The sequence below is a fragment of the Klebsiella sp. DY2415 genome (assembly GCF_026314315.1).
GTDB lineage: Bacteria > Pseudomonadota > Gammaproteobacteria > Enterobacterales > Enterobacteriaceae > Klebsiella > Klebsiella ornithinolytica.
Genome location: NZ_CP111115.1, coordinates 1,466,585 through 1,489,912, shown reverse-complemented (window position 1 = coordinate 1,489,912; position 23,328 = coordinate 1,466,585). Strand labels below are relative to the sequence as shown.

The window sequence follows — 23,328 nt, the reverse complement described above, 5'->3', positions numbered from 1 at the left end:
ATTCATATGTGTCGGTGTATATCGATGGAATAAATTCAGCCCGGCACGGGCAGGTACTTCTGCTATGCAGCGTACCGGCGATACGGCGACCATGAATAAAATCGTCAGGTAAGCCCCCCATAATTTTAAAAAGACCGGGGTGTTTACCACAGGTTACGCTGTGCTCCTCGCAGGCCTGCAATCTCCCAAAATGCATGTGAGCGGGCATTCCTTCTGTGATCACCCCACCGCAGCTTGTCTTGTCATCCTGAAACAAAAAATGTCCAACCGCCATCGCGTTATCCTTACTTTTTTACTTTCATGCGTGTCTGCACTTCTGTCTGCACATAACGCCGTTTCTGCTGCCTGCGGCCCCATTCAGCCAGTGCATACAGCTCCATTTCTTCCCGTATCCGGCTCCGCTTTAGGGTCCCCTTCCCCCGGAAATTAGCACCTAGCCGTGGCCTTCAGCCCAATTGTGCTCACGCAGCTAATCCACATCCCCCCCAACCAGCAGCAGACGGACTTTTGAACACCAGACGAAGCTGTAAGCTGAGAGGAGATGTTCGCGCATGTCACGGGCGATATTGTATGAAAGCGAGAGAGCCACTGTGGCGAATTGATCGATTTCGCTTCTTCGTCGGTGGACGCATGGGCAAGATGCTGCTTAAACTCACTTAGCCCGCCAAAGTGAGTTTGCAGAAACACCAGCACGGTGAATGAAATCCCCAGTCGGGTAGCCACAAACAGTCTCATCTGCCAGTGGCCGTGCCAGCCATCAGACCCAGCGCATCAGGGTGCTGCAAGACAAGCCAGCTCAGAAAGGGCACCCCAGCCATTAAAAACGTAATGAAAACCCAGAGGAACAACCTGCTGTGAAACAAGCGTGAAAATATGTTTCACAATTTATGCTCCCTGTTTACCCCTGAATCAGACGGGGTAATGGCCTGTACCCAGAGTGCCCCGGTGCCACGATCGGCGCTGATAGCCAGTTGCGTGGAGTCGGTCTGCTGCGCAGCAAGGGTCGCTACGGCTGCGGCCAACCACGGGGACACGCAACCAGCATGTCCTATGATAAGATCGGTGTTATGACGGCCTGCCGGTGACGGTACGCCGGAAAGAAGCGGTATCGCCATCGCCGGGATAACGGCGGAAGCCTCCTCTACCGTCAGACCACTGAGCCAAAGGTGTTTAACCTGCCCTGCCTCCAGGGGTACCCAGTCAGCTGACTGCGCTATGCCTTCGTCAAGTAATTGTGGATCGGTTCGTTCCGGGCGGTGTAACCACGCCAGTGGCGGTACCGTGTTCTGCGTAAGTCTATTGCCCAACAGCAACGCCACTATTGCCTCTGCACTTCCCTGCCGAATTTCAGGGGCGATCTGAGCAGCAATGATGAGCAGTAGTGATTTGTCATTGATGCGGTTATCAAGCCACTCATCAATAAACTGCGCACCGTGGCCGTCAACATATTCAATCAGCTGCGCAATGCCGGCCTCTTTCAGGCTGTCATGCCAGGCCGGGATGAAACGACGTGGCAAAATAGAGGTGTCGACCTCAAACAGCACCGCGAGCGTTTGCTTCGGGGAAAATGGTGCAAGTGCAATTGCAACATCAGCCAGTAGCTTCTGAAGCCGGGCCTGAAACACCATCAGATCCTGCTGTTCTGGCTCCAGTGAATCATCACTCTCTTGCCCCGTCGGAGGGGTTGGAAAAAATGTATGTAAACAATAGTCTTCCCGACCGCGACCAGTCTGGCTTTTGAGTATTGAGGGCCCTTCCATTAACAATGTCACCGGAGTCTGTCCCGGTTCCTCTGGTAACGGAATATCCACGCTTGCATGCAAGATCTGGAGCGCCCGGCGGCCCCGTCGGGTCTCCCACAATAATGTTTCTTCACGCCTACTGTCCCAGCCATCAGCATTATTGTGCTGAAACAGCCAGAATAGCACTCTCAGAACAAACACTAGTAACCAGACCAGCATGATGGCCACAGCAAATAATATCCAAAGTTTTGTACTCTCTCCCCGCTGATCAAGTGCCAGACCTGTTACTGCAGCCACAACAACCAGCGCCCCCAGAGCCGAAAACCAGTAGCCAAAACGGATGGGAGCCGGACGCCAAGCTGCGGGGGGAATGATTTTAAGATTTACCGGCATAATCAGGGTATAAAGACTAGTTCAGGTGAAACAGTATTAAGATTCAGTTGTGCGCGGAGGTTGGTAAATTTAGGCGGCACAATCCAGTCAAATATAACCCCGTCCTTATTCCATATAATCGATGAGAAATTTTCTTGATTCTGCCAGCTATCTAACTCCAGTGAACGCCAGCAACTGACAACCATTATACGTTGTACCCTGGTCGCTTTTTTTGCTTCAACCTGGTAAATATCGGCATACATTTCCTGCCCGGCCCCGCACTGTGCTGTGGGGTTCCCCGGGTGTGAAGGAAAACCATTAATTAAAAGGAAATATTGTTTATTACCGACGGTATGCAGCATCCCATCACTGTATAGCGATGCTAGTTCTTTTTGAGGTGTAATCATTACACCTTCAATCCTTAATGGTTGCTGGCGGTTAAATATTTCTTTGATTTCTGACGCGGAGACATTCAAGGCTGCACCAAGAAAAAACACAAGAATTTGAATATATTTCATGTAGTTATTCTCCATAAATTTTATCGGTATAACACAATCCGGAATAAGCCCATGCATGCTCCGCAGACTGCCCAGAAGATCCAGAAGCATAGATAGCTGAACGGTTTGCTCAGGGCCTCGTCGCCTTCAACCGCCAGTACATCGAGCTCTGCTTCACATCGGCAGAAAAATTATGTTCTAAAAACCAGACATGTATTAATGAATAAGAGATTGTATATACTTACACACTGAATTCACTAACATCCCCGCAATTAATTCCAACTAATATTGCTGTTCTGATTAAATATTATTACGGAAAAATTAAAATAGTACTGATATGGATTTACAAAACATCCTGTTGCGGTGCTCTGATCTGTTCCCATTCCTTTGACAGGTCCGATCCCTGAAGGTGTAGACACCCCAAAGTCATTTAAATCATTTCTTCCTGCTTCAGCACATGGAGCATTCATAAGAACATAAAGCGTAATGCATCTAACTATATCATTTGGTAATAACAATATATTTAACTCACCATTATCAAAAGACACACAATAAATATATAGTTACTCGTCAAACTCAGAAATTATCTCAGAAAAATCTTTTTTAGTTAACGTGCTTTTTTGGAGTAAATGCACAAGATCATTTTTTGTTATAACTTTATTATCTTTCACCTTGAAATCAGCAGGAGGTTTAGACAGGTACAATTCATTTATAATACTGCTATCAGCAGTATCCGGAGAATACTCTAACTCACCAGAAAGGGATTGATAATTAACGTAAATCATATACTCGCCTTCAGGTTTATTATCGCCAACGATGGGGTAAAGAGCAACACCCTCGGGTAAAATAGAATATTTATCACCACGATAATCATGGATAATAAGAGGGGTTTCTGTGATTAGATATTCATTATCTACTGCCATTGTATTTTCCTCAAAATAAGGTTTATTTTCAATAAAAACATAAGAAACAGCAAAAAGGCACACTAATAACAAAAAATTATTTCTTTGCGATTTCATCGTCCCATCGTCTCAGTACATCTATTAATTGAGAACGCGTTATCCCACTATTCCTTATTATTGCCAAAAGATCTGATTTTGATATGGGATGATAAAGTGCCAAGCTTCCTATATCAACATCTGAAGCAGAAGACAACCAAATAGGGTGAATTATTTCATCATTTTTTTTATTGTAAATAAAACCTTTCTCAACTTTAACTTTCAATATATAACGAGAAAATCCTTCATCAAATATCTGCTGGGGAGCTAATGTTACTTTTGGTGGTAATATAGAATATTCTTGATAATCCATATTAGTTCCAAACAAAAGTGGAATTGTTGTATACTCTAATTTAGAAGATTTCAATGGAGTGCCTCTTGCAATATGAGCCATTAGGAGATATATAAAAAATACCATTAACACCTTAATTTTATATCCCATCCACACCTCTTATGATTATCAAATAGTCATCATATAATATGTCATGAAAAATTACCAAAGGTTTTGATTTTGCAACGTTAACTTTAGTATAATCACTTGCCATACTGATTGATCTTCACTGGTTTAGGGCTATCTCTATTTTTCAACATCGCACCTGCATCCGCTGGCATGAAGACTCTACCAGGCCATCCAGAAGCCTTTGCCGCGAGTTTTTCTGTCATACTAAGCCCTTGTCCATTATTGTATTGAGCTTGAGACTTATCAATATCTGAAATGCCAACTTTCGCCCCATCAAAACTAACCGTTGTGCAGTTCCTTTTCAGCGCATCATAATCGTATTTTGTCTTATACGATATCATCACCTTGTTTTTTGCAACAACACTGGCACCATTAACAAAATCATTATAATGATCAATGATTTTTTTTGCATCTTCATCTTTTATGCTAAACACATAACCGACAGTTTTCCTTCCTGTAGAATTTTCACCTGCTATATATTTTGAAAAATCTGACCAAACACGAATTATTCCATCACCTTCATCATTAAAGACTCCACGGGTTGCTCCATATCGGCCGTAGTCATAGGTATAATCCTTCTTTAACGCAATAACTCTTATCGCAACATGCCCATAAGTTTTATCTTCCCCGTCTTTTACATAAGGACCACCAATTAATATCTCCATTGATGCATTTTGGACTACAGCTTTATGCCGCTCACCCGTTTTAGCTTTAACGCTTTGATTTTTAGAGGTTACATTGGTTTTATCTACCATCTGTTAACTATCCCTTTTGATATTAGGAAATACCACATCACAAACCCCGGATGAAATATTTTCAATTCGTGCAACCCCGTCCTCCCCCAACATCCCCTCCATAACTAAACCATCGGGTGTAGTTAACCGATAATGTTCATAAGGGATTGGTTGATCGTAATCATCTACTAAAATTATTTCAAACCAGTCTTTCTCATCTAATAAGCCATCAATATCTGCTTGAGATGTTTTTGCTGCTAACACTGGTATTGTTGGTTTATTCTGCGCTCGCGTCTGTCTGGTATAATGCCCGGCTCTTGTTCTGAAATCGCCCATTGTCGCTGATTCAATGGCATTAACATCCAGTGTGATATAACTCCCGCCACCATTTAGCGTGATCTTCTTCTTCGCGATGATTTTGATTTCATCCTCCGTGCTGAAAATGCTGATTTCTTTACGTGCCAGCAATTCCATCAGGTCGTTCTGCGCCTGTACCTGCACCGGCCCCTGGTTCGCGATGAGCTTGATCCCCAGCTTTCTCACAAACACGCTCAGGGCATTACCCACCCCGATGAACAGATTTTTCACCACGCTGACGTCGGCATTTTTACCGGCTGTGGCTATCAGGTTCTGACCAGCAGATACCTGCAGATGTTGGCCGCTGGTCAGCGCTATTCCATCCGGCGCGCTGAGTAGCAGCACTGATTTTTTGAGGTCTATCAGTTGCTGTTCCAGTAGGTTGATTTGCGCCTGCAGGTCTGCCGGGTTGGCGGTGGCAGTCTGTGCATCCGTTGAAATGGAGGTCATTTGTTCCCGGGCATCGCTGAGATTACTGACCGCCGGGTCCATCTCCAGCACCTGGCCCTGCGCCTTCGCCTGGCCATCAGCGCTGATGAATATCCCTTTCTGCGCCCGGATGGCGCCCCATGAATCCGTGCGCAGCTCGAAGCCTTCCCCGCGCGGCTGCTTTTCGCTGTCCACTAAATGGCCGAGGTTCAGCTGGCTCTTGCCACCGTATTCGGTGGAGACCTTGATGTGCTCTTTCCCGCGCTCATCGTCGAGGCGAATTTTGTTGTTCGCCGGGGTGCGCAGCACGTTGCGTTTATTGTTGCGGATGGTGACATGGTCGCCGTGCGCCGAATCATGCAGCACGCCGGAGATATATGGCCTGTCCGGGTTGCCGTCCTCAAAGCCAATCGCCACTTCGGTGCCCGCCAGCAGCGGCAGGTGCAGGCCGTAAGTATCTCCTGCGTAGGGGCGCGACTGACGCACCCACAGGCTCTCGAACCCCGTCTCCCAGTTATCACGGTCAAACAGCATGTTGACGCGATAGCGGCCGTCTTTGTCGATATGGCCGTAGGTGTCGTTTTCGGTGGTACTGGTGACACGGGCCGGCAGCGTGCCGGCCATCACCGGACGTGAGCCTGGGTCAGGACGGAAGCCAAAATCGGTGCTGTCCGGGATACCGTCAAACCTGACGCCAAAATCTTCATCCCGCCGCGCATGGCTGTGCATCGCCGTGATGACCACTCCCTGAGCAAACACGTCTGCCACTTCGTACCCGCCGGTGACTTTCAGTACCTGACCCGGAGAGAGGGTCGGGCAGCTGGTGATGGCATGAATCTGCGTCTGGCCATTCAGGTAGCGCTCATGACGAATGCGGGCATAAAACGCCCCGGACTCCGGGGCAGGATTGCGGTCATATGCGCTGCCCTGGGTCAGGTAGTTGTCGGCATAGTGGTATGCCTCGCCGTAAGTCGTATTGTCGCCACGGGTCGCGTCCACCAGGGTGTTCATGTCATCCGTGGCCTGGCGGTAGTTGTAATCGCGGGTGCTGACCTGCTTCTGCACCACGTGGTGGTGGCTCTCCATCCCCCACACCGAATCCACGCCATCTGAATGCTGGCCAGACGGCGGAACCGAGGGTAGCGTCAGGCCTTTCTCATATCCCTGCTGGCTGTCGTAAAACTCCACCACGTCAATGTTCAGCCGGGTGTCGGTGGTGAAGCGGAACCAGATACCCACCTCACCCAGCAGACGGGTGATAAAATGCAGGTCGTCCTCGCCGTACTGCATCACCTGCTCGCGGCGCGGATATTCTTTGCTGAGCGAGAAAAGGAAATCCTGACCACGCAGGCCATGGCGCTCGCGGAGGATTTTGTCCACAATCTGCGGGACCGACATATCCTGGTAAATCGCGTTCTGGTGCGAGCGCCCCAGCAGTGCCAGGCGTGGCTGTAACGTCAGCGCATAACAGGTCTCGTCTTTCGAGGTACTGAGTCGCTCAAACCCGCTCACCACGCCCTGAATCACCCGCACCGCCTGCTGCATTTTGATGCCAAAGCCCTGGTTCACCGGAGCCTGCAGCGTCAGCGAGCCCGGTTTCATCAGCATCATCTCTTTGCTGATGGCATGGTCACAGCTGGTGAATTCAATCCGGTAGCTGAACGGTGTGCTCAGAGCTTCATCACCTTCAAAGGCCAGCACATCCAGCTCTGCCTCACATCCCTTCACCGACAGCAAGTGATGGTTGTGGCTGAATCTGATCGGGGGATTACTGCTCATGCGTGCACTCCTTGTGTACGGTCAAACTCCAGCCCGATACCCTCTTCCTCACTCCAGCTAAGGCATAACGACTGTGGTTTCTGTCTGGCGGCCATGTGGGTCAGCAGCTGCTGACTCAGTACCGGCAGAATTTGCTGGTTGAGCAGGCTGTCGACGTTACGTGCACCGGTATCCGGCAGCAGACAGACGGCGGTCAGCGCGTCGTACAGGCTCTCTTCGATGTGCATGGTCAGACCGTAGTGTCGATGTAAGCGCTTGCTGACCTGCGACAGCTTCATTTCCACGATGGTGCGCATGGCGGGCTCATTAAGCGGGCGGTAAATCACGGTCTGGAAACGGGCCAGCAGCGCGGGCTGGAAATGATCGCGTAGGATCGGGCGCAGCAATTCATGCAGATCCGCTTCGGTCGCTTCCGGATGTTCGTCCAGCAGCTGCATCAGATGGTCGCTGCCAAGGTTGGAGGTCATCAGGATCACCGTATTACGGAAGTCGATTTCACGGCCTTCGCCGTCGCGCATGAAACCGCGGTCGAACACCTGATAGAACAGGTTCATCACGTCGCGGTGCGCTTTTTCCACTTCATCCAGCAACACCACGCTGTACGGGCGTTTGCGCACGGCTTCGGTCAGGATGCCGCCCTGGCCATAACCGACGTAGCCCGGCGGTGAGCCTTTCAACTGAGAAACGGTGTGCGGCTCCTGGTATTCGGAAAGATTGATGGTGATTAAGGATTTTTCGCCGCCGTACAGCACGTCGGCCAGCGCCAGCGCGGTTTCGGTTTTACCGACACCACTCGGACCGACCAGCAGGAACACACCCTGTGGGCCGTTTTCAGACGTGAGGCCGGTTTTCGCTGCTCGCAGGCGTTGCGCGATGGCAGTCAGCGCCACGTCCTGTCCGACCACACGTTTGCCGATTTCATTTTCCAGGGTCAGCAGCCCGGTCTGCTCGTCTTTCATTAGCGAGGACAGCGGTACGCCGGTCCAGTCGGCGATCACGTTAGCCACGGTGCGCACATCCACATCGGCAGAAAGCAGCGGGTTGCTGTGCTGCATGGCGTTCAGCTGCTGTTGCAGCGCCTGAATCTCGCTCTGGCGCGAGATATCCTGGCGACTTTCCAGCAGCTGTTCGGTAAGTTTCAGCTCTCCGCCGTACCGGGTCTCCAGTTCGTCGAGCGCGACGATAAGGTCATTTTCTTCCTGCTCAATGGCGGCCAGGCGTTCGCCGTGCGTCTGGCTACCCAGCGCAATGTCTTCCAGCAGCGACTGCCTCTCCATTTCAAGCGAGGTAATCTGCGAGCGAATGTGGGTCAGCGGTTCCGGTACGGTATCGAGACTCATGCGCACCCGGGCGCTGGCGGTGTCGAGCAGATCAACGGCCTTGTCCGGCAGCTGGCGGCCCGTCAGGTAGCGCCGTGAAAGGCTGACGGCGGCGCGCACCGCATTATCGGTAATGTGCACGTTGTGGTGTTCGGCATAGCGGGACTTCAGGCCGCGCAGCATAAGGCAGGCGGTGTCATCGTCGGGCTCGTCAACTTTCACCATCTGGAAGCGACGTTCCAGGGCGGCGTCACGCTCGAAATACTGTTTGTATTCAGACCAGGTGGTGGCGGCGATGGTACGCAGTTCGCCGCGCGCCAGCGCCGGTTTCAGCAGGTTGGCGGCATCTGCGCCCCCCGCCTGGTTGCCCGCGCCGATGATAGTGTGCGCTTCGTCGATGAACAGCAAAATCGGCACCGGTGATTGCTGCACGGCATCGATGACGTTTTTCAGCCGCTGTTCAAATTCGCCCTTCACGCCCGCCCCCGCCTGCAGCAGGCCAAGGTCAAGCGCGCGCAACACAACAGGTTTGAGCGCTTCCGGTACATTGCCTTCGGCGATTCTGAGTGCGAGACCTTCCACCAGGGCGGTTTTGCCGACGCCGGGTTCACCGACCAGGATCGGATTGTTCTTGCGACGACGGGAGAGAATGTCGACCATCTGGCGGATTTCCGTGTCGCGGCCAAACACCGGGTCGATTTTGCCGTCCTTCGCTTTGGCGGTGACATCGAGAGTGAATTTATCCAGCGCGTTCTGCAGCGCCGGGGACAACTCGCCCTCTTTCACTTCTGCCCCAACCGGGCGCCCGACAAACGCCACTCCCCCGCCATGGCTCTGCGCCAGTTCAGCTTCCTGCTGCACGTCCGGACGTTCGTCGGACTGTGCATCGAGTAACGGACGCAGGCGATCCAGCTGACTCTGGCCCAGAGTCAGCAATGGCCACAGGCCATCACAGTGGGCCAGTTTTGGCTTATCGACCAGCGCCATCAGCAGATGCACGCTACGGATTTGCTCTTCTCCATTAAGGGAGGCCGTCAGCCAGGCTTCCTGCATCAGCGTCTGGATGTTTTCCGAGAGCTGCGGTCGGTGACGCACTGAGCGCGGTTGTTTGTCCAGCCAGACGAGCAAATCCTGCCACAGCGCCTCCATATCCCATTCGTAACGCCGGGCCAGCACGGTGAGGTCACCCTCGCCCTGCTCCAGCAGTTTCAGCAGCCAGTGCTCCGGCAAAATTTCCGCATGTGCGCGGGTCTGACAGAGCGAGGCTGCCCCTTCCATCGCACGGGCACAGTAAGGGTTCAGACGTCGCAGCAGGATGGCTGGATTTTCCATGAGTCTCTCTCTTTGTCGGTTCCTGGACACGCTACCGCCCCTCGCTGTTTCCCGAGAAGGGGACCAAAGCGCATACGGTCGGCTGGCAGATTGTGGGGTCTTTGCTCAACGCCCGTCGGCGGCAGACGTTCAGCAAAGACAAAAAAGCGGACAGAGAAGCTCTGCCCGCTCGTGACTTACGCAGTGGCGCGTTCGTTCCAGGAATCGGAATGAATGATGTTGCCGTCTTTGTAGGTCCAGGTGATTTTTTCGTAACGTAGTTCGATCTGTTCGAGGTGGTTATGCTTCTCGTAAGCAGGATCCTTGATGTCGTGCATCACCGGGTTCACTTTCACCACTTTCACGTTTTCGAGTCTGGTGTTGAAGTACTCCACTTCCTGGCCCGCGTCGTTGATTTTGTACCACTTAAATTCCGCGGATTTCAGGGTCTGACCGGTGGTCACCGCTTTGTACAGATACGGGCTGGACGAATCGATTTCCTTGGTGAACAGGAACGGGGTGTGGATACGGGTACCGGTCAGCTTGCCGGTGTTGTTGTCGGTCGGGATGTACAGGTTATGCTGCTGTGCCACCACTTCGATGCTGCCTTCGCGGTCCTGCACGTCCACAGACCCTTTGATGTCCGCGCCGCCGTCGTCTTTCAGCCAAAGATAAACAGGAATTGCCATCGGATTTACTCCATTAATGTTGAGAAACGTCATCATCCTGCGATGACGCTGTGGGTTCGCCCGGTAGCTGACAGGCGTTCGCCTGCGGTACCAGACTGATTTCGACACGACGGTTGAGCGCGCGCCCGTCCGCGGTGTCGTTAGTTGCGACAGGACGACTTTCGCCATAGCCCTGCACTGCAAAACAGCTTTCCGGCAGGTCGCCGGTGTCACGCATCCAGTCGCGCACAGCTGCGGCACGTTTCAGAGAAAGCGGCTGATTCAGTTGTGGAGTGCCGGTGTTATCGGTATGACCGGCGACCACGATCAGCCAGCCCGGCTTTGCCTTAACGCCGACCAGGGAATTGACCAGCATTTTGGTGGAGCCAGCCTTTAACACGGATTTGCCGGAATCGAACAACGACATGCTGTCGAGGCGGACAATTTTCGGTACCGGTTTGGGTTTTGGCTGCGGTTCAGGCGGCGGTGGTGGTGGCACCCAGGAACGGATCGCATCCAGCACAGGCATTCGCAGACGCTCTCCCTGATACAGACCGAGGCCCATCCGCGCCGGTATGCCATTGCGCGCCCAGTCATCCAGCTCTGCCGCATCGTCACGCAGGACGGCAACAGCATCGGCTTTTGGTCCGAAATCATGCATCGGGATACGGTCATAGCGGGCAATATCGAAGCTCACACGCTGCAGCAGCTGGCGATTGTTCCAGCCACTACTGAGCAGCGCAGCAATGGCTGCCAGCGTGAAAATCCAGAGTGCACAACGGAAGGCTCGCCCACGCGGCGTCAGGCCTCGCCCCTCTGGCAGCAGCGGCAGAATAAAATCCGGGAACGGGGAGATAACCGTACTGTCCGTACCCACCGGCTGCCAGCCGGCCACCTGCTGCATCGCAGTGTGACGGGAAAGCCACGCCGTCCAGGCAGATGTCGCCAGACTTCCGGCAAGGATCGGTCCCATTCCCCACAGCACCGCGGTAGGAGCAATGGCAGGAACGTCAGGGTTTTCATCCATAAAGACAGCTTTGACGTGCTGATGGAACCAGTTCATCAAGCTGTTCATCAGCACCTGTTGCTGCATCGCAGGCGACCCACCGGTGGTGACCCATGCAACGATTGAACTCGGCGCTGAAGACTCACGCCAGATCCTCACCCCTTCCCCCGGGATAGCCGCCTGCCAGAGCAGATCATTCGTCATCGCGCTGCCAACCTGACCATTCAGAACCAGCGGCACAGAATGACCCGTTTCTTTACGCAGCCGGCTGATTTGCCAGCGCAGGACCAACAGACGACTGGTCAGGGCTTCGCTGTCTGCGTGTTTCTGCGGGTAAACACTGACCATCACCGACAGCTGACGCCCCCAGTCAGGACGCAGCCACAGCAGTTGGCGTGCTACCTGCTCAACATCCTGATGTTCTTCAACGCGGATCCAGCAGCCATGCGTCACGGTCAGCACCTGCGACGCCTCTTGCCATGTCCAGGGAACATCACCACAAACCAGCACAACAGGCTGGCGGTATGTCACCTCCGGCAGATTATCGAGACATGCAGTATGATTTTGTTCTGAACGACGAGAGGACACATACAGCAGCGCCGCTATCCCCCCCCAGACGACCAGCAGGATAAGGATCGAAACCAGTCTCGAAAGAGGCAGAAAGCTCAGGCAGATCGTCCCTGTTAAAAGCGCTGCCCAGAGAGCAAGCCACCGCTGTTGCGCTGGACTCATTTCACCGCCCCAGGCAACAGGGTTGCCAGCATCTGATCCAGCCAGTTGTTCAGCCCCCACCACAGCGCAGCGACCACGATGACGCTCACGGCAATGCGAACCGGCCATGAGGAAAACCAGCTACCGACTCCCCGCCCGCTGCGGCTTTCAGCCAGTACCGGATGCGTTTGCGGATAAGTGAAAGGCGCCACGTGTTCGCTGAGCGCTTTCACCAGCTTCTGCCGCTCCGGATCGTTCAACGAACGGTAGCTACCGAGAAAGCCCAGCATCATGACCCGTTGGAAGCAGGTTAAAACGGCACTCTCTGATGCGGGTGCATACAATACGTCACGCATGCGGTCACACAGCGTATCGCCCGCTTCCATCGTGCCCAGAAAATGCCCCTGCAGTGGAATGTCATACCACTGAACGCAGGCATCATCCTGCAGGCCACGACTTTTAACAGCCTCATCGATCAGCGCACATTGGGCAGTAAGGATATGCTGGCAGCTTGCGTCATCCAGCCCCTTCTCTTTCAGCACCAGCTGAACGCGCTCGACATCTGCAACGCAGCGCTCCCACAGCACCCAACCTTCTCCCTCCTGGAACGTTGGCCCATGGCGCAGGCTGACTACCTGTAGCCACGTGTCCTGCAACAGGGCATCAATATCAATGGGCGCGATCACTCCACGCTTGGTTTTACTCATGTTCTCAGTACCGCAAAGAGTTCAAGTTCAGGTTCACCGAGCGTGCCCGGGGTGTAGAACATGCAACTGCCGCTCTCCAGCATTTCTTGTGCCGCCGGATGGGATAAATCGAGCGAGAAATACTGGTTTTCCAGACGCAAAGGAATGGCTGCCGGGACGTGATGCAATGGTTTGAGCGGGATGCCCTGTCGGGAGGCATTCACCAGGTTTGTGACATAATCAGGGCTGCCCACTTTGCACTGGCGAGGGAACTGCTCCTGCAGCTGTGCCACCGGAACAGGCGAGCGTACGGACAGGTAATAATCCGCCCCTTCAAGCAGGCGAGGATCCTGCAGACGAGCCAGCCATTGACGCAGGCGTTTGTCATGCGTCAGCTCAATGGACACCACGCGGGATGGAAGGCTGGCTTCCAGTAAATCGCTTAACAGGTCGAACAGCGGCGGGAAAACCGCATTCAGATGTTCGTGCTGGTAAGCCGGGATTGCGCTAACCTGGTGCTCAAGGGAGAAGGTCAGCAGGCCACCCGCCAGACGAGCCAGCTCCGGGAACAGGCGCTCGACGGCGCTTTGTGGAAAACGCTGGAACTGTGCCAGCACCGGTTCTGCGCTGTTGAGCGCATTGAGGAGCCAGAAAAGGGAGACGTCCGCCACAGCAAAGTCGGCCATTCGTTCGTTACTTTCACGACGCATGGCCATCAGACGTATCAGACGCGCCCGAAGCTGAGTCATCAGTTGATCAAGCTGCTTCATCAGCCAACGGCTACTTCGTACACTCAGTAACGGAGGTAAAAAGCTGTCATCCAGCGTCCAGACTCCCTGTGAGTCCTGCTGCAGACGCGCCACCGGGCAGGTCAGATAGTCGCTGTTATTCTGATGGGCAAAGCGCAAACTGAGTTCAGGCTGCAGAACCGCAATCTGGCGATTATCGTCACCAAACTGGTTGCGGACATCATGCCAGCGCTGACGATAGCGAACCGGACGTTCAGCTGCCTCGTCTGGCTTCAGGCAGTTACCGCCGTTGGCGCGCCATAGCGGTAACGCCAGTACCACGATGGTTTCGTGCGATTCCCCTTCAAGCGATAGCACCGAAGGCAGGCCGTCAGCATTATCACTATCAACCAGGGTGCCATCCTGAAAACGAATATGCAGCCTGCTGGCCTGTAAACGGCCCAGCTTCAGCATGTTTTGTTCAAATGCAGCCTCAATCACCCCCCAGGGGTGGCTGAGACTCATCTGCGCGATACCTTCGGCAGACCAGGCAGCATATGCGGCCTGTTGCTGGAAGTGCTGGGGCGAGACCATAATCCCTCTTCCCCATAACGGTTGCTCCGTTTTCATCGGCTTCCTGCCTTAATTACGATTTGGCTTTCGGCATCTGGGAAACCAGCGACAGGTTGACGTCCATCCCTTCCACCTGGAAGTGCGGGATGGCGAACAGTCGGACGCGGAAGAAGCCCGGGTTATCTTCGATGTCTTCCACCACCACTTTCGCATCGCGCAGCGGGTGAGACGCCTGCAGCTCATCGCCCGGATCCGTCATCTCCGTCACCAGGCCGCGAATCCAGGTGTTCAGCTCCAGCTCCAGCAGACGGCGATCTTTGGTGGTACCGATGTTTTCACGCTGAATAAGCTTCAGGTAATGCGCGATGCGCGACAGCAGGAAGATGTATGGCAAACGCGAGTTAATGCGGCTGTTGGCCGAGGCATCGGCAGTGTCATACAGAGCGGGTTTTTGGGCGGAGTTGGCAGAGAAGAAGCATGCGTAGTCGCGGTTTTTGTAGTATGACAACGGAATGAAGCCGAGGCTGGAGAACTCAAACTCGCGGGTTTCCGGGATCATCACTTCGGACGGGATTTTCACCTGGTTGCCGGTGCCGAGATCATACAGGTGGATCGGCAGCTCTTTCACTGCGCCACCGGCCTGCGGACCGCGAATTTGCACGCACCAGCCATTATTGATGAAGCTTTTCACCATATTGGCCGCAAAGGCAAAAGACGCATTCGTCCACAGGTATTTGTTGTGATCCGGGCCTTTCACTTCTTCGACATAGTTGAAACTGCGTACCGGTACGGTATCCGGACCATATGGCAGGCGACCAAGCACGCGCGGCATCACCAGGCCGATATACCGCGAATCGTCGGTGTCGCGGAAGGATTGCCACTTGATGTACTCGGCGCGGTCGAAGTAGTTGCTGATATCTTTGATAGCCGCCACCTCTTCCATCGACTCTTTGAGGAAGAATTTCGGCCCCGCAGAGCCAATAAATGGCATGTGCGCGGCGGCGGAGACTTTTGAAATATTACGCATCAGCGCCACGTCCTGCGCGGTGGCATCAAATTCATAAGCTGAAATCGCTGCCGCAATCGGCTCACCGCCAGGGGTGTCGTATTCCGCGATGTAGGTCTGCTTGTACAGGCCGCTCTGGACTATTTCCGCGGAATCTTCGAAATCCTGACGCAATTCTTCTTTGGACAGATCGAGGATTTCCAGCTTCACGTTCTGGCGGAAGTCGGTTTTATCCACCAGTGACTTCAGGCCACGCCACACGGACTCCACTTTCTGAAACGCGTCATTGTGCATGACTTCATCCAGCTGACGGCTGATCTGGAAATCCAGTTCAGCGATATGGTGATCGAGTAATGTCTTATCGAGCTTCTCGACCTTCTGGCCGGACTTATGCAGGCACTGCATGAAAACCTGAACAGCGGCAGTAACACGTTCATCGGCCGAGGTTTCCGCCATGACGGCATTATCTTCAAATCCATTCAGGCCACCCATTTCAGCAACCGGCGTTAAATTAATTTTGTCGAACAGTGAGGCATATACACCGTTCTGCGGCAGCATTTTTTCAACTGTGGCTGCCCTTCCCTCATTCTGGATTTCATTATTTACTGACATCAGCATTTTTCTCGTTAATATTCCGTTAAGGTTCCCAGAAATTAATCCTGGACCGGGGCAAGCGCATTCAATTCACTGCGTAGCTCATCGGACAGAGCAGGGTCTTTTAAAATGATTTCCAGTTCTTTCCTGAAAGTAACGTTGTCCAGCAGATTGGATTTCAAATCACGTAATAAATTACGCATAGCAAGCATCACACGTAGCTGTGGAATTTGCCGCGCTACCGCCTCAGGTTCAAAATCCTTCATATCCTGAAAGGCCAGTTTCACACGCTCTTCGGAGCCATCGTTGGCGAGGGTATTTTTAACGGTGAGATAAACTTCGGGATTGAGATCTGCGAGGACGCTATTGAAATTGCTCAAAGTGATATTGATTTTTTCGCGCTCTGAAAGCGTCCCTTGAGTCTTGCCATTGCTGAAGTCACCCACACTCAGGAGCTTCAACGGCAGCTCAACTTTCTTCTGAGCGCCACCCGTCACCAGATCCAGTTTTATATTTACACGCGCACGAGGTATCTCATTCTGAAATGATTCAGACATATATATTTATCTCCTGAATAAATTAGTCCCTTTGCCGGACAGACTGTCGCCATATAAAAAATATAGTTTTTATTCTAACCAGTAATTTGCGCCAAGGTAAAGCAGGCAAAAAAATGGTGATAATCCCAGCCCTCCACAAAATATTTAACCACGGTGTAAACACCGCGTCATCACTGGATTTCCAGATTAAATCACTCAATTACTCTAAAAATTTAAAACAACAACGACATTAAAATAAGAATAATCCTCAGGCAATGAGAAAAAATCTCACTTTAAAAAGACGAGTTATATAAAACCAGCCATATCTTAGTAAGATAGTTAATTCATAAAATGAATGCATTTTATTTTTGCACCGCTGACATAAGATAATAATCATCAGAATTTATGGAAGGTGTCATATATATAAAAAGGAGCAAGCTACGGTCCACCATGATCCAGGAAGTCGCCAAAAGGTCAATGGCGTGGCGGGTTGAATTTGCCACGTGAGACGACGCTTGATGAACCGAAAAACAGTGCGCGCCACTCAGGGGAAATGGATACAATGCGGCGACTGGCTTTCTGCAAAACAGTGCAAAGCTCATTCACGGTAGCGAAACCATTCGCAATCTCGGACCTCACGTCAGGCGGCTAAATGAAATACATCACTTTCAGCGACATGCAACAGCAGAGCGATGCGGCAGCGCGCTCACCTCGTTTGCGTGCACATCGTAATTTTCACCCGGAATTAACCGATCCCGTACAACGTCTGGCGATCGCGATGGAACCGGGCACCTACATTCGCCCTCACCGTCATCCGCACACCTTTGAACTGCTGTTAGCTCTCAGCGGGCGCTTTGTGGTACTGACTTTTGATGATCTCGGTTACGTCACTCGCCGCATCGTATTAGGTGAAGAGTGTACGGCGCTAGAGATGGATGCCGGGACCTGGCATGCGGTTCTGTCGCTGGACGCCGGCGGCGTTATTTTTGAGGTCAAACACGGCGGCTATCAGCCGGTTGCTGCCGGGGATTATGTCACCTGGGCACCTGCGGAAGGTGAAGAAGGAACGTTTGAACTGATGGAATGGTATCGTCAGGCTCAGGTTGGCGACGGCGGGCACATTCGCTCACTCTGACCAGGCCGGTTAAAAAACAGTCCGCTGCCGGGACGCGGCGGATTAAGACCTTTATAGCCCATAAAAAATGGTCATTATAAATTTAGAAAAAATAAAAAACTCGCCTACTGACTGACCCGCGCTGGTATATATTCACATTGGCAATATTTTATCTGCAAAGCATCTGCGCGTATTAGCGCCATAATCCCTCACCATATTTGGAATCCGGATGAAACCATTTCGCTACCCTGCTGCCACTCTCTGCTCCATGATGCTGTGTTGTTCGCCCGCCAGCGCCGAGGTTGACCTGGGTTCCATCGATATCTTCTCCGCATCGAATCCGAACAGTCCGGTCCCAAAAGGACTAGTGTTGGGAGCCGCAACGATTAGCGGAACGGCGCGCTACGAAAAGCAGAATAATGAAACTTACTTTATTCCCGGCGGGCTCTACTTCGGCGATCGGTTGATCTATCTCGGCGATCGCGCCCGCTACTATTTTCATATCGACGACAAAGTGGCTTTTTACGGCTATGGCCGCTGGCGATTTGGCAACTTAGATCCCAGCGATAATAGCGCGTTCAAGGGTATGGAGCAGCGAAAAGGCGAGTTTGAAGCCGGTATCGGCACCACGCTGATTACGCCCTATGCGCTGCTGAGCGCCCGTATCAGCTCCGACGTGACGGGGCGCAGCAATGGCCAGGAGCTGCTTTTGTGGGCAGATTTTCCCGTCATCAAAGATAATCTGCTGATCATGCCGGGGATGGGACTGATGATCCGCAGTAGCAATATGGCCAACTACTATTTTGGCGGCGTCTCGGCCAGCGAAGCCACCAGCCAGCGCCCGCAGTGGGATACCGGTACCACCGTCTCACCAATGGCGGCGATTATTACCAGCTACCGTTTCAGCCCCCACTGGGTTGGCATGTTCGCCGCCAACTACGAGCTGTATGATAAAGATATCGCCGACAGCCCCCTCGTTCAGCACAACGGCGAACTGTATGGCATTCTGGCCGTCGGCTATACCTGGTAAGCGGACACTATCACAAGGTTTTCCCACCGCTAAGCTCCCCGGCGATCTGTAATGCCATCGCGCTAAACGCGCGCGCCGCGGCACTCTGCCAGGCCTCTTTGTGCTGCAGCAGGCAAGCCGTTCGCTCCAGCAGCACCGGCATGAGCGTCACCGCCACCAGATCGTCGCGGTCCCGTACGATGGCGGCCGGTAACAGCGTCGCAAGCTGGGTATGTTGAATCACCGTCAGCACCGCGCTGATAGAGTTGGCCTCCATGTGCACCGTTGGCTGAATACCGTGCTGCCGGCAATAGCTGTCGATTTGCCCACGCGTCGCAAACTCCTCGCTCAATAAAATCAACGATTGCTGATTGAGCGCCTCCAGCTTCATACGGCGCTGACCCGCCAGCGGATGATGTCGCCCCACCACCAGCGCCAGCGTTTCGCTGAATAAAGGCGTGGCCACAATATCCCTTGAGCCGCTATCGGCAAAAGCAATCCCGGCATCCAGCTCGTCGTTAAGCAATAACGCTTCCATCCGCTGCTGGGCCATTTCACGCATCGTCAGCGTGATGTTCGGATAACGCTGATAAAAAGCCGCTACCAGCGGCCCCATAAAGTAGGTCGTAAACGTCGGCGTCATCGCCACCCGCAGCGTTCCCCGCTGCAGGTCTTCTACATCCAGCAGCGCTCGTTTACCCTCTTCCAGTTCCTGTAGCACCCGGCGGGCATAAGTGAGCCAGACCTCGCCGGAATCGGTCAAACGAATCTGCCGCCCGCTGCGGTCAAATAACAGGACGCCCAGCAGCTCTTCAAGCTGGCGGATCTGTTGAGAAAGCGCCGGCTGCGAAACATGCAGCGCCGTCGCGGCTCGGGTAAAACTGCGATGTTCCGCAACCGCCAGAAAACAGGTGAGATGGCGTAGCAGCATGGGCACCCCTATAAGTAAAACCAATAGAGTCAATCATAAATAAGTCTTTTAACTTATAAAACAAAATGCGTACTCTGCCCTGTGTACAGCCGTAAAGTTCCTCTTCCCGCAACATATCTGCCTTTCCTCTCCGGAGCCGCTATGTCAGTTCACGATAGTTATCTTCAGCACGCCATCGCCCTCGCCACAGCCAATGTTGAAAACGGCGGGCGTCCGTTTGGCGCGCTCATCGTCCACAGGGGTGATATTGTCGCCCGGGCCGTCAACACCCTGCATCAAAACGGCGATCCGACCGCACATGCCGAACTCAACGCCATTCGCGACGTCTCACAGCATCTGGGCAGCCAGGTGCTCAGCGAGTGCATCATTTATGCCAGCGGTCAGCCCTGCCCGATGTGCCTGAGCGCTATCTATTTGACCGGCATCCGCGAGGTTTATTTCGCCAACAGTAACCGGGATGGCGAGCCCTTCCGGCTCTCCACCGCCGCTATCTACCATCAGCTAAGTCAACCGCTGGAAACGCAATCACTCCCGATTCACCATAGCCCTCAGCCCGAAGGCCTCGCGCTTTATCAGCTGTGGGCGGATAAGCAAAAATGAGCCCGATGTCGCGCAACGGCCTGATGCTTCTGGTGCTGGTACTGATCGGCATCAATATGCGCCCGCTTTTGACCTCCATCGGCCCGCTTCTTCCCCAGCTACAACAGGCCAGCGGAATGGGATTTACCCTCGTTTCGCTACTCACCGCGATCCCGGTTATCGCGATGGGACTCCTGGCGCTGGCAAGTCCTTGGACTCAGCGCCATATCAGCGAAAGTCGCGGGATGGTACTGAGCCTGATAATGATCGCCTCAGGCGCCGTGCTTCGTGAATTCACGCCGCACAGCGGGCTGCTGCTGAGTAGCGCCCTGCTCGGCGGGATCGGAATCGGTATTATTCAGGCGACGATTCCGGCAGTGATAAAGCGTCAGTTTCCCCAGCGAACGCCGCAGGTCATGGGGCTGTGGTCAGCGGCGCTCATGGGCGGCGGAGGTCTGGGAGCCGCGTTGACGCCGTGGCTGGCGCGGCACAGCGCCCTTTGGCATCACGCGCTCGCCTGGTGGGCTCTGCCCGCCATCGCAGCGCTGCTCGGCTGGTGGTCAGTCAGCCGCATGCGACCTGCCGGGCAACATCAGGCCGCACCTCAGGTCAGCGGGTCCGTTTTCCGCCGCCGCCGCGCGTGGACGCTCGGGCTGTACTTCGGCCTGATTAACGGCGGCTACGCCAGTCTGATCGCCTGGCTGCCCCCTTATTACATGCAGTTGGGCTATAGCGCTCAGTTTAGCGGAACCCTGCTGGCCATGATGACCGTAGGCCAGACCGCCGGCGCGTTGCTGATACCGATGCTGGCACGTCACGACGATCGCCGCAGACTATTACTATTGACGCTGGTGCTGCAGCTTATTGGTTTCTGCGGGTTTATCTGGCTGCCGCTACAGCTCCCGCTGCTATGGGCCGTGTGCGGCGGCATAGGATTAGGCGGCGCATTCCCGTTGTGCCTGGTCCTGGCGCTCGATCACGCCCGCCATCCGGCGATTGCAGGCCGACTGGTGGCCTTTATGCAGGGCATCGGTTTTATGCTGGCCGGCGCCTCCCCGTGGTTGTCGGGTCTGCTGCGAAGCCTGAGCGGCAATTATGTGCTGGACTGGGCGTTTCATGCCGTCTGCGTCGCTGCTCTGATGGGCGTCACCCTGCGTTTTGTACCGGCACGCTATCCGCAGGCCTGGCACCGGCCTGAACACGCCGCCGATTAAGCCCGAATGTTGCGCCGCGGGAGAGCGTTTCCCGCAGCGCATCGTTGGCATCGCCAGGAGAATAAATCCCAAAATCAAACAGCTATCGCATCACGGCGGCAACGGCGAAAAGCCGTCGCCAGAATGGAATTTATTACCGAATGAAATTAATGTGTCGCCGAATCACGACACTCGTAAGTAACTAAAAATTAATAAAAAAATGCCCCTTGTTTCCCTCATTTTTTAGGCGTACATTAGCGCCATCTGGAGCAGTTACAGCACAGAATTTCGACCTGCCGCGGCCGCCGGAATCCTCTGGTTTTGCTGCGACGGATCAGAATCAACAATGAAGATTAAATTCATTTAGGCGTTTCGCCGAGAACGCGGAGTGATGAGTCGTGAAATACTTTATTATGGGCGTATCTTTTATGGTCATCGTTTGGGCCGGTACTTTTGCCCTGATGATTTAAGCACAGCCAGAGTCAAAAAAAACGGGAGCCAGCGGCTCCCGTTTTTTGTTGCTGCGTTTCTTTATTTCGCGCCGTTATTCGAGGCTTTCGCCGGCTGACTTGCCCGATGCTGGCAACAGCCCGTCGGCACGAAACATCGATTTGATCCCGCGAATGGCCTGGCGGATACGATCGCGATTTTCGATAAGCGCAAAACGCACATGGGTATCCCCGTAATCACCGAAGCCGATACCCGGCGAAACGCATACTTTCGCGTCCTGCAGCAGCTTTTTCGCAAACTCCAGCGAGCCCAGCGCCGCATACTGCTCGGGGATCTTCGCCCAAACGTACATGGATGCCTTCGGACACTCGACCATCCAGCCTGCTTCGTGCAGCCCTTTAACCAGCACATCGCGACGGCGCTTGTACTGCTCGGCGATATCGCGAACGCACTGCTGGTCGCCTTCCAGGGCCGCAATTGCCGCGACCTGCAATGGAGTGAAGGTGCCATAATCGTGATAGCTTTTAATACGCGCCAAGGCATTGACCAGCGTTTTATTACCGACCATGAAGCCGATACGCCAGCCGGCCATGTTGTAGCTTTTGGAGAGGGTAAAGAACTCCACGGCCACATCGCGCGCGCCGGGGACTTCCATAATCGAAGGGGCCTTCCAGCCATCATAAACGATATCGGCATAGGCCAGATCGTGTACCACCAGCACATCGTAACGCTTGGCCAGCGCGACCACTTTTTCAAAGAATTCCAGTTCGACGCACTGCGCGGTCGGATTGGACGGGAAACCGAGGATCATCATTTTCGGTTTCGGGTAGCTTTCACGAATCGCCCGCTCCAGCTCATTGAAGAAATCAACGCCTTCCACCAGCGGCACTGAACGCACCTGCGCCCCGGCAATAACCGCGCCATAGATATGGATCGGGTAGCTTGGATTGGGCACCAGCACCGTGTCGCCATGATCCAGCGTCGCCAGCATCAGATGCGCCAGCCCCTCTTTTGAGCCAATTGTAACAATCGCTTCCGATTCCGGATCGATCTCAACGTTATAGCGATCCTGATACCAGCGCGAAATGGCGCGGCGCAGGCGAGGAATACCGCGGGAGGTGGAGTAGCCGTGCGTATCGGGCCGCTGGGCAACGGTGCAAAGTTTTTCCACGATATGCGGCGGCGTCGCGCCGTCCGGGTTGCCCATGCTGAAATCGATAATATCTTCACCGCGCCGACGCGCAGCCATTTTCAGTTCAGCAGTAATATTAAAAACGTAAGGGGGCAGACGATCGATACGCGTAAAACGGCGTTCAGGACTGGATGCAGTCATAGATTCCTCAGAGTAACGTTAGCGCCCGGACCGTCCGAGCGACGCTGTCGCGTTTGCGACGAGCTTAGAAAATAACCCGAAAAAAATGATGCTGTCGAGGGGGTGAGAAAAAAATAATCGTCGGCGAAAAAAGCGGGCATCTGCATCATGGCATGCAGCGGCAGAGGTCCTCGATTTAGCCGGTACGAAAATTAGATGCAACATATTAATATC

Annotated in this window: 20 protein-coding genes and 1 pseudogene; 5 read left to right on the top strand and 16 right to left on the bottom strand. The window is 53.5% G+C overall.

Annotated elements, in window-relative coordinates; all coding sequences use genetic code 11:
- Position 1 precedes the first annotated feature (1 nt).
- From OQV00_RS07075 to tssB, 14 genes and pseudogenes are all read right to left on the bottom strand, one after another.
- Positions 2 to 274, bottom strand: a pseudogene (locus OQV00_RS07075) (PAAR domain-containing protein); the annotation flags it as partial.
- A 604-nt stretch (positions 275 to 878) separates the two neighbouring features.
- The gene (locus OQV00_RS07070) at positions 879 to 2,039 is read right to left on the bottom strand and encodes a hypothetical protein (protein WP_227699800.1); all 1,161 of its coding nucleotides are present in this window, start codon (positions 2,037 to 2,039) and stop codon (positions 879 to 881) included.
- A gap of 98 nt (positions 2,040 to 2,137) precedes the next feature.
- On the bottom strand, positions 2,138 to 2,632 hold the full coding sequence (locus OQV00_RS07065) for a hypothetical protein (protein WP_128319042.1): 495 nt from the start codon (positions 2,630 to 2,632) through the stop codon (positions 2,138 to 2,140).
- 542 nt (positions 2,633 to 3,174) lie between these two features.
- Complete coding sequence (locus OQV00_RS07060) at positions 3,175 to 3,630, bottom strand: hypothetical protein (RefSeq protein ID WP_137056031.1); 456 nt, start codon at positions 3,628 to 3,630, stop codon at positions 3,175 to 3,177.
- On the bottom strand, positions 3,611 to 4,051 hold the full coding sequence (locus OQV00_RS07055; protein ID WP_137056032.1) for a hypothetical protein: 441 nt from the start codon (positions 4,049 to 4,051) through the stop codon (positions 3,611 to 3,613). Before OQV00_RS07055 ends, OQV00_RS07060 begins: the two co-directional genes overlap by 20 nt.
- A 92-nt stretch (positions 4,052 to 4,143) precedes the next feature.
- Positions 4,144 to 4,824, bottom strand: a complete 681-nt coding sequence (locus OQV00_RS07050; protein WP_086816057.1) for a hypothetical protein — start codon at positions 4,822 to 4,824, stop codon at positions 4,144 to 4,146.
- Positions 4,825 to 4,827: 3 nt separating this feature from the next.
- Positions 4,828 to 7,368 carry a type VI secretion system Vgr family protein gene (locus tag OQV00_RS07045; RefSeq protein ID WP_266280072.1) on the bottom strand — a complete coding sequence of 847 codons (2,541 nt, stop codon included), beginning with the start codon at positions 7,366 to 7,368 and terminating at the stop codon, positions 4,828 to 4,830.
- Positions 7,365 to 10,019: a type VI secretion system ATPase TssH gene (tssH, locus tag OQV00_RS07040; RefSeq protein WP_266280070.1), complete on the bottom strand. Its 2,655-nt coding sequence runs from the start codon at positions 10,017 to 10,019 to the stop codon at positions 7,365 to 7,367. The genes OQV00_RS07045 and tssH overlap by 4 nt, the downstream gene beginning before the upstream one ends.
- A gap of 176 nt (positions 10,020 to 10,195) precedes the next feature.
- A complete protein-coding gene (gene hcp / locus OQV00_RS07035) occupies positions 10,196 to 10,687 on the bottom strand; it encodes a type VI secretion system effector Hcp (RefSeq protein ID WP_004865348.1) in 492 nt (163 codons plus the stop codon).
- Positions 10,688 to 10,700: 13 nt separating this feature from the next.
- Positions 10,701 to 12,404 (bottom strand): OmpA family protein, encoded by a 1,704-nt coding sequence (locus OQV00_RS07030; RefSeq protein WP_004865351.1) that lies wholly within the window; start codon positions 12,402 to 12,404, stop codon positions 10,701 to 10,703.
- Entirely contained in the window at positions 12,401 to 13,090 is a 690-nt protein-coding gene (gene tssL / locus OQV00_RS07025; RefSeq protein WP_004865354.1) for a type VI secretion system protein TssL, short form, read from the bottom strand. The genes OQV00_RS07030 and tssL overlap by 4 nt, the downstream gene beginning before the upstream one ends.
- Positions 13,087 to 14,427, bottom strand: coding sequence for a type VI secretion system baseplate subunit TssK (gene tssK / locus OQV00_RS07020; protein ID WP_086816050.1), 1,341 nt, complete (start codon positions 14,425 to 14,427; stop codon positions 13,087 to 13,089). The genes tssL and tssK overlap by 4 nt, the downstream gene beginning before the upstream one ends.
- Before the next feature lie 16 nt (positions 14,428 to 14,443).
- Complete coding sequence (tssC, locus tag OQV00_RS07015; RefSeq protein ID WP_266280066.1) at positions 14,444 to 15,994, bottom strand: type VI secretion system contractile sheath large subunit; 1,551 nt, start codon at positions 15,992 to 15,994, stop codon at positions 14,444 to 14,446.
- Between the two features lie 35 nt (positions 15,995 to 16,029).
- Positions 16,030 to 16,527, bottom strand: a complete 498-nt coding sequence (gene tssB / locus OQV00_RS07010; RefSeq protein ID WP_004865361.1) for a type VI secretion system contractile sheath small subunit — start codon at positions 16,525 to 16,527, stop codon at positions 16,030 to 16,032.
- A gap of 631 nt (positions 16,528 to 17,158) precedes the next feature.
- On the opposite strand from tssB, the gene OQV00_RS07005 reads away from it, so the two are divergent.
- A complete protein-coding gene (locus OQV00_RS07005; protein ID WP_015583750.1) occupies positions 17,159 to 17,641 on the top strand; it encodes a WbuC family cupin fold metalloprotein in 483 nt (160 codons plus the stop codon).
- A 208-nt stretch (positions 17,642 to 17,849) separates the two neighbouring features.
- The gene (locus tag OQV00_RS07000) at positions 17,850 to 18,650 is read left to right on the top strand and encodes a MipA/OmpV family protein (RefSeq protein WP_004865368.1); all 801 of its coding nucleotides are present in this window, start codon (positions 17,850 to 17,852) and stop codon (positions 18,648 to 18,650) included.
- Positions 18,651 to 18,660: 10 nt separating this feature from the next.
- Here the strand turns inward: OQV00_RS07000 and cynR are convergent, their stop codons facing one another.
- Positions 18,661 to 19,560 carry a transcriptional regulator CynR gene (gene cynR / locus OQV00_RS06995; protein WP_064359098.1) on the bottom strand — a complete coding sequence of 300 codons (900 nt, stop codon included), beginning with the start codon at positions 19,558 to 19,560 and terminating at the stop codon, positions 18,661 to 18,663.
- A 141-nt stretch (positions 19,561 to 19,701) separates the two neighbouring features.
- Between cynR and OQV00_RS06990 the strand changes: the two genes are divergently transcribed.
- The 3 genes from OQV00_RS06990 (at position 19,702) to ypdK (ending at position 21,802) form a co-directional block, all read left to right on the top strand.
- Entirely contained in the window at positions 19,702 to 20,160 is a 459-nt protein-coding gene (locus tag OQV00_RS06990) for a nucleoside deaminase (RefSeq protein ID WP_044349625.1), read from the top strand.
- Positions 20,157 to 21,353 carry a cyanate transporter gene (locus OQV00_RS06985; protein ID WP_265104072.1) on the top strand — a complete coding sequence of 399 codons (1,197 nt, stop codon included), beginning with the start codon at positions 20,157 to 20,159 and terminating at the stop codon, positions 21,351 to 21,353. The genes OQV00_RS06990 and OQV00_RS06985 overlap by 4 nt, the downstream gene beginning before the upstream one ends.
- Before the next feature lie 377 nt (positions 21,354 to 21,730).
- Positions 21,731 to 21,802, top strand: a complete 72-nt coding sequence (gene ypdK, locus OQV00_RS06980; protein ID WP_099130696.1) for a membrane protein YpdK — start codon at positions 21,731 to 21,733, stop codon at positions 21,800 to 21,802.
- A 74-nt stretch (positions 21,803 to 21,876) separates the two neighbouring features.
- Here the strand turns inward: ypdK and alaC are convergent, their stop codons facing one another.
- On the bottom strand, positions 21,877 to 23,115 hold the full coding sequence (gene alaC, locus OQV00_RS06975; protein ID WP_004865380.1) for an alanine transaminase: 1,239 nt from the start codon (positions 23,113 to 23,115) through the stop codon (positions 21,877 to 21,879).
- Positions 23,116 to 23,328 lie beyond the last annotated feature (213 nt).

Bases quoted from the DNA above. Each gene is read 5' to 3' on its own strand.
- tssH (WP_266280070.1), bottom strand. From the start codon at position 10,019: ATGGAAAATCCAGCCATCCTGCTGCGACGTCTGAACCCTTACTGTGCC.
- OQV00_RS07045 (WP_266280072.1), bottom strand. From the start codon at position 7,368: ATGAGCAGTAATCCCCCGATCAGATTCAGCCACAACCATCACTTGCTG.
- OQV00_RS07000 (WP_004865368.1), top strand. From the start codon at position 17,850: ATGAAACCATTTCGCTACCCTGCTGCCACTCTCTGCTCCATGATGCTG.
- OQV00_RS07065 (WP_128319042.1), bottom strand. From the start codon at position 2,632: ATGAAATATATTCAAATTCTTGTGTTTTTTCTTGGTGCAGCCTTGAAT.
- OQV00_RS07005 (WP_015583750.1), top strand. From the start codon at position 17,159: ATGAAATACATCACTTTCAGCGACATGCAACAGCAGAGCGATGCGGCA.
- OQV00_RS07055 (WP_137056032.1), bottom strand. From the start codon at position 4,051: ATGGGATATAAAATTAAGGTGTTAATGGTATTTTTTATATATCTCCTA.
- alaC (WP_004865380.1), bottom strand. From the start codon at position 23,115: ATGACTGCATCCAGTCCTGAACGCCGTTTTACGCGTATCGATCGTCTG.
- cynR (WP_064359098.1), bottom strand. From the start codon at position 19,560: ATGCTGCTACGCCATCTCACCTGTTTTCTGGCGGTTGCGGAACATCGC.
- OQV00_RS06990 (WP_044349625.1), top strand. From the start codon at position 19,702: ATGTCAGTTCACGATAGTTATCTTCAGCACGCCATCGCCCTCGCCACA.
- tssK (WP_086816050.1), bottom strand. From the start codon at position 14,427: ATGAAAACGGAGCAACCGTTATGGGGAAGAGGGATTATGGTCTCGCCC.
- tssB (WP_004865361.1), bottom strand. From the start codon at position 16,527: ATGTCTGAATCATTTCAGAATGAGATACCTCGTGCGCGTGTAAATATA.
- OQV00_RS06985 (WP_265104072.1), top strand. From the start codon at position 20,157: ATGAGCCCGATGTCGCGCAACGGCCTGATGCTTCTGGTGCTGGTACTG.
- OQV00_RS07030 (WP_004865351.1), bottom strand. From the start codon at position 12,404: ATGAGTCCAGCGCAACAGCGGTGGCTTGCTCTCTGGGCAGCGCTTTTA.
- OQV00_RS07060 (WP_137056031.1), bottom strand. From the start codon at position 3,630: ATGAAATCGCAAAGAAATAATTTTTTGTTATTAGTGTGCCTTTTTGCT.
- tssL (WP_004865354.1), bottom strand. From the start codon at position 13,090: ATGAGTAAAACCAAGCGTGGAGTGATCGCGCCCATTGATATTGATGCC.
- hcp (WP_004865348.1), bottom strand. From the start codon at position 10,687: ATGGCAATTCCTGTTTATCTTTGGCTGAAAGACGACGGCGGCGCGGAC.
- OQV00_RS07050 (WP_086816057.1), bottom strand. From the start codon at position 4,824: ATGGTAGATAAAACCAATGTAACCTCTAAAAATCAAAGCGTTAAAGCT.
- tssC (WP_266280066.1), bottom strand. From the start codon at position 15,994: ATGCTGATGTCAGTAAATAATGAAATCCAGAATGAGGGAAGGGCAGCC.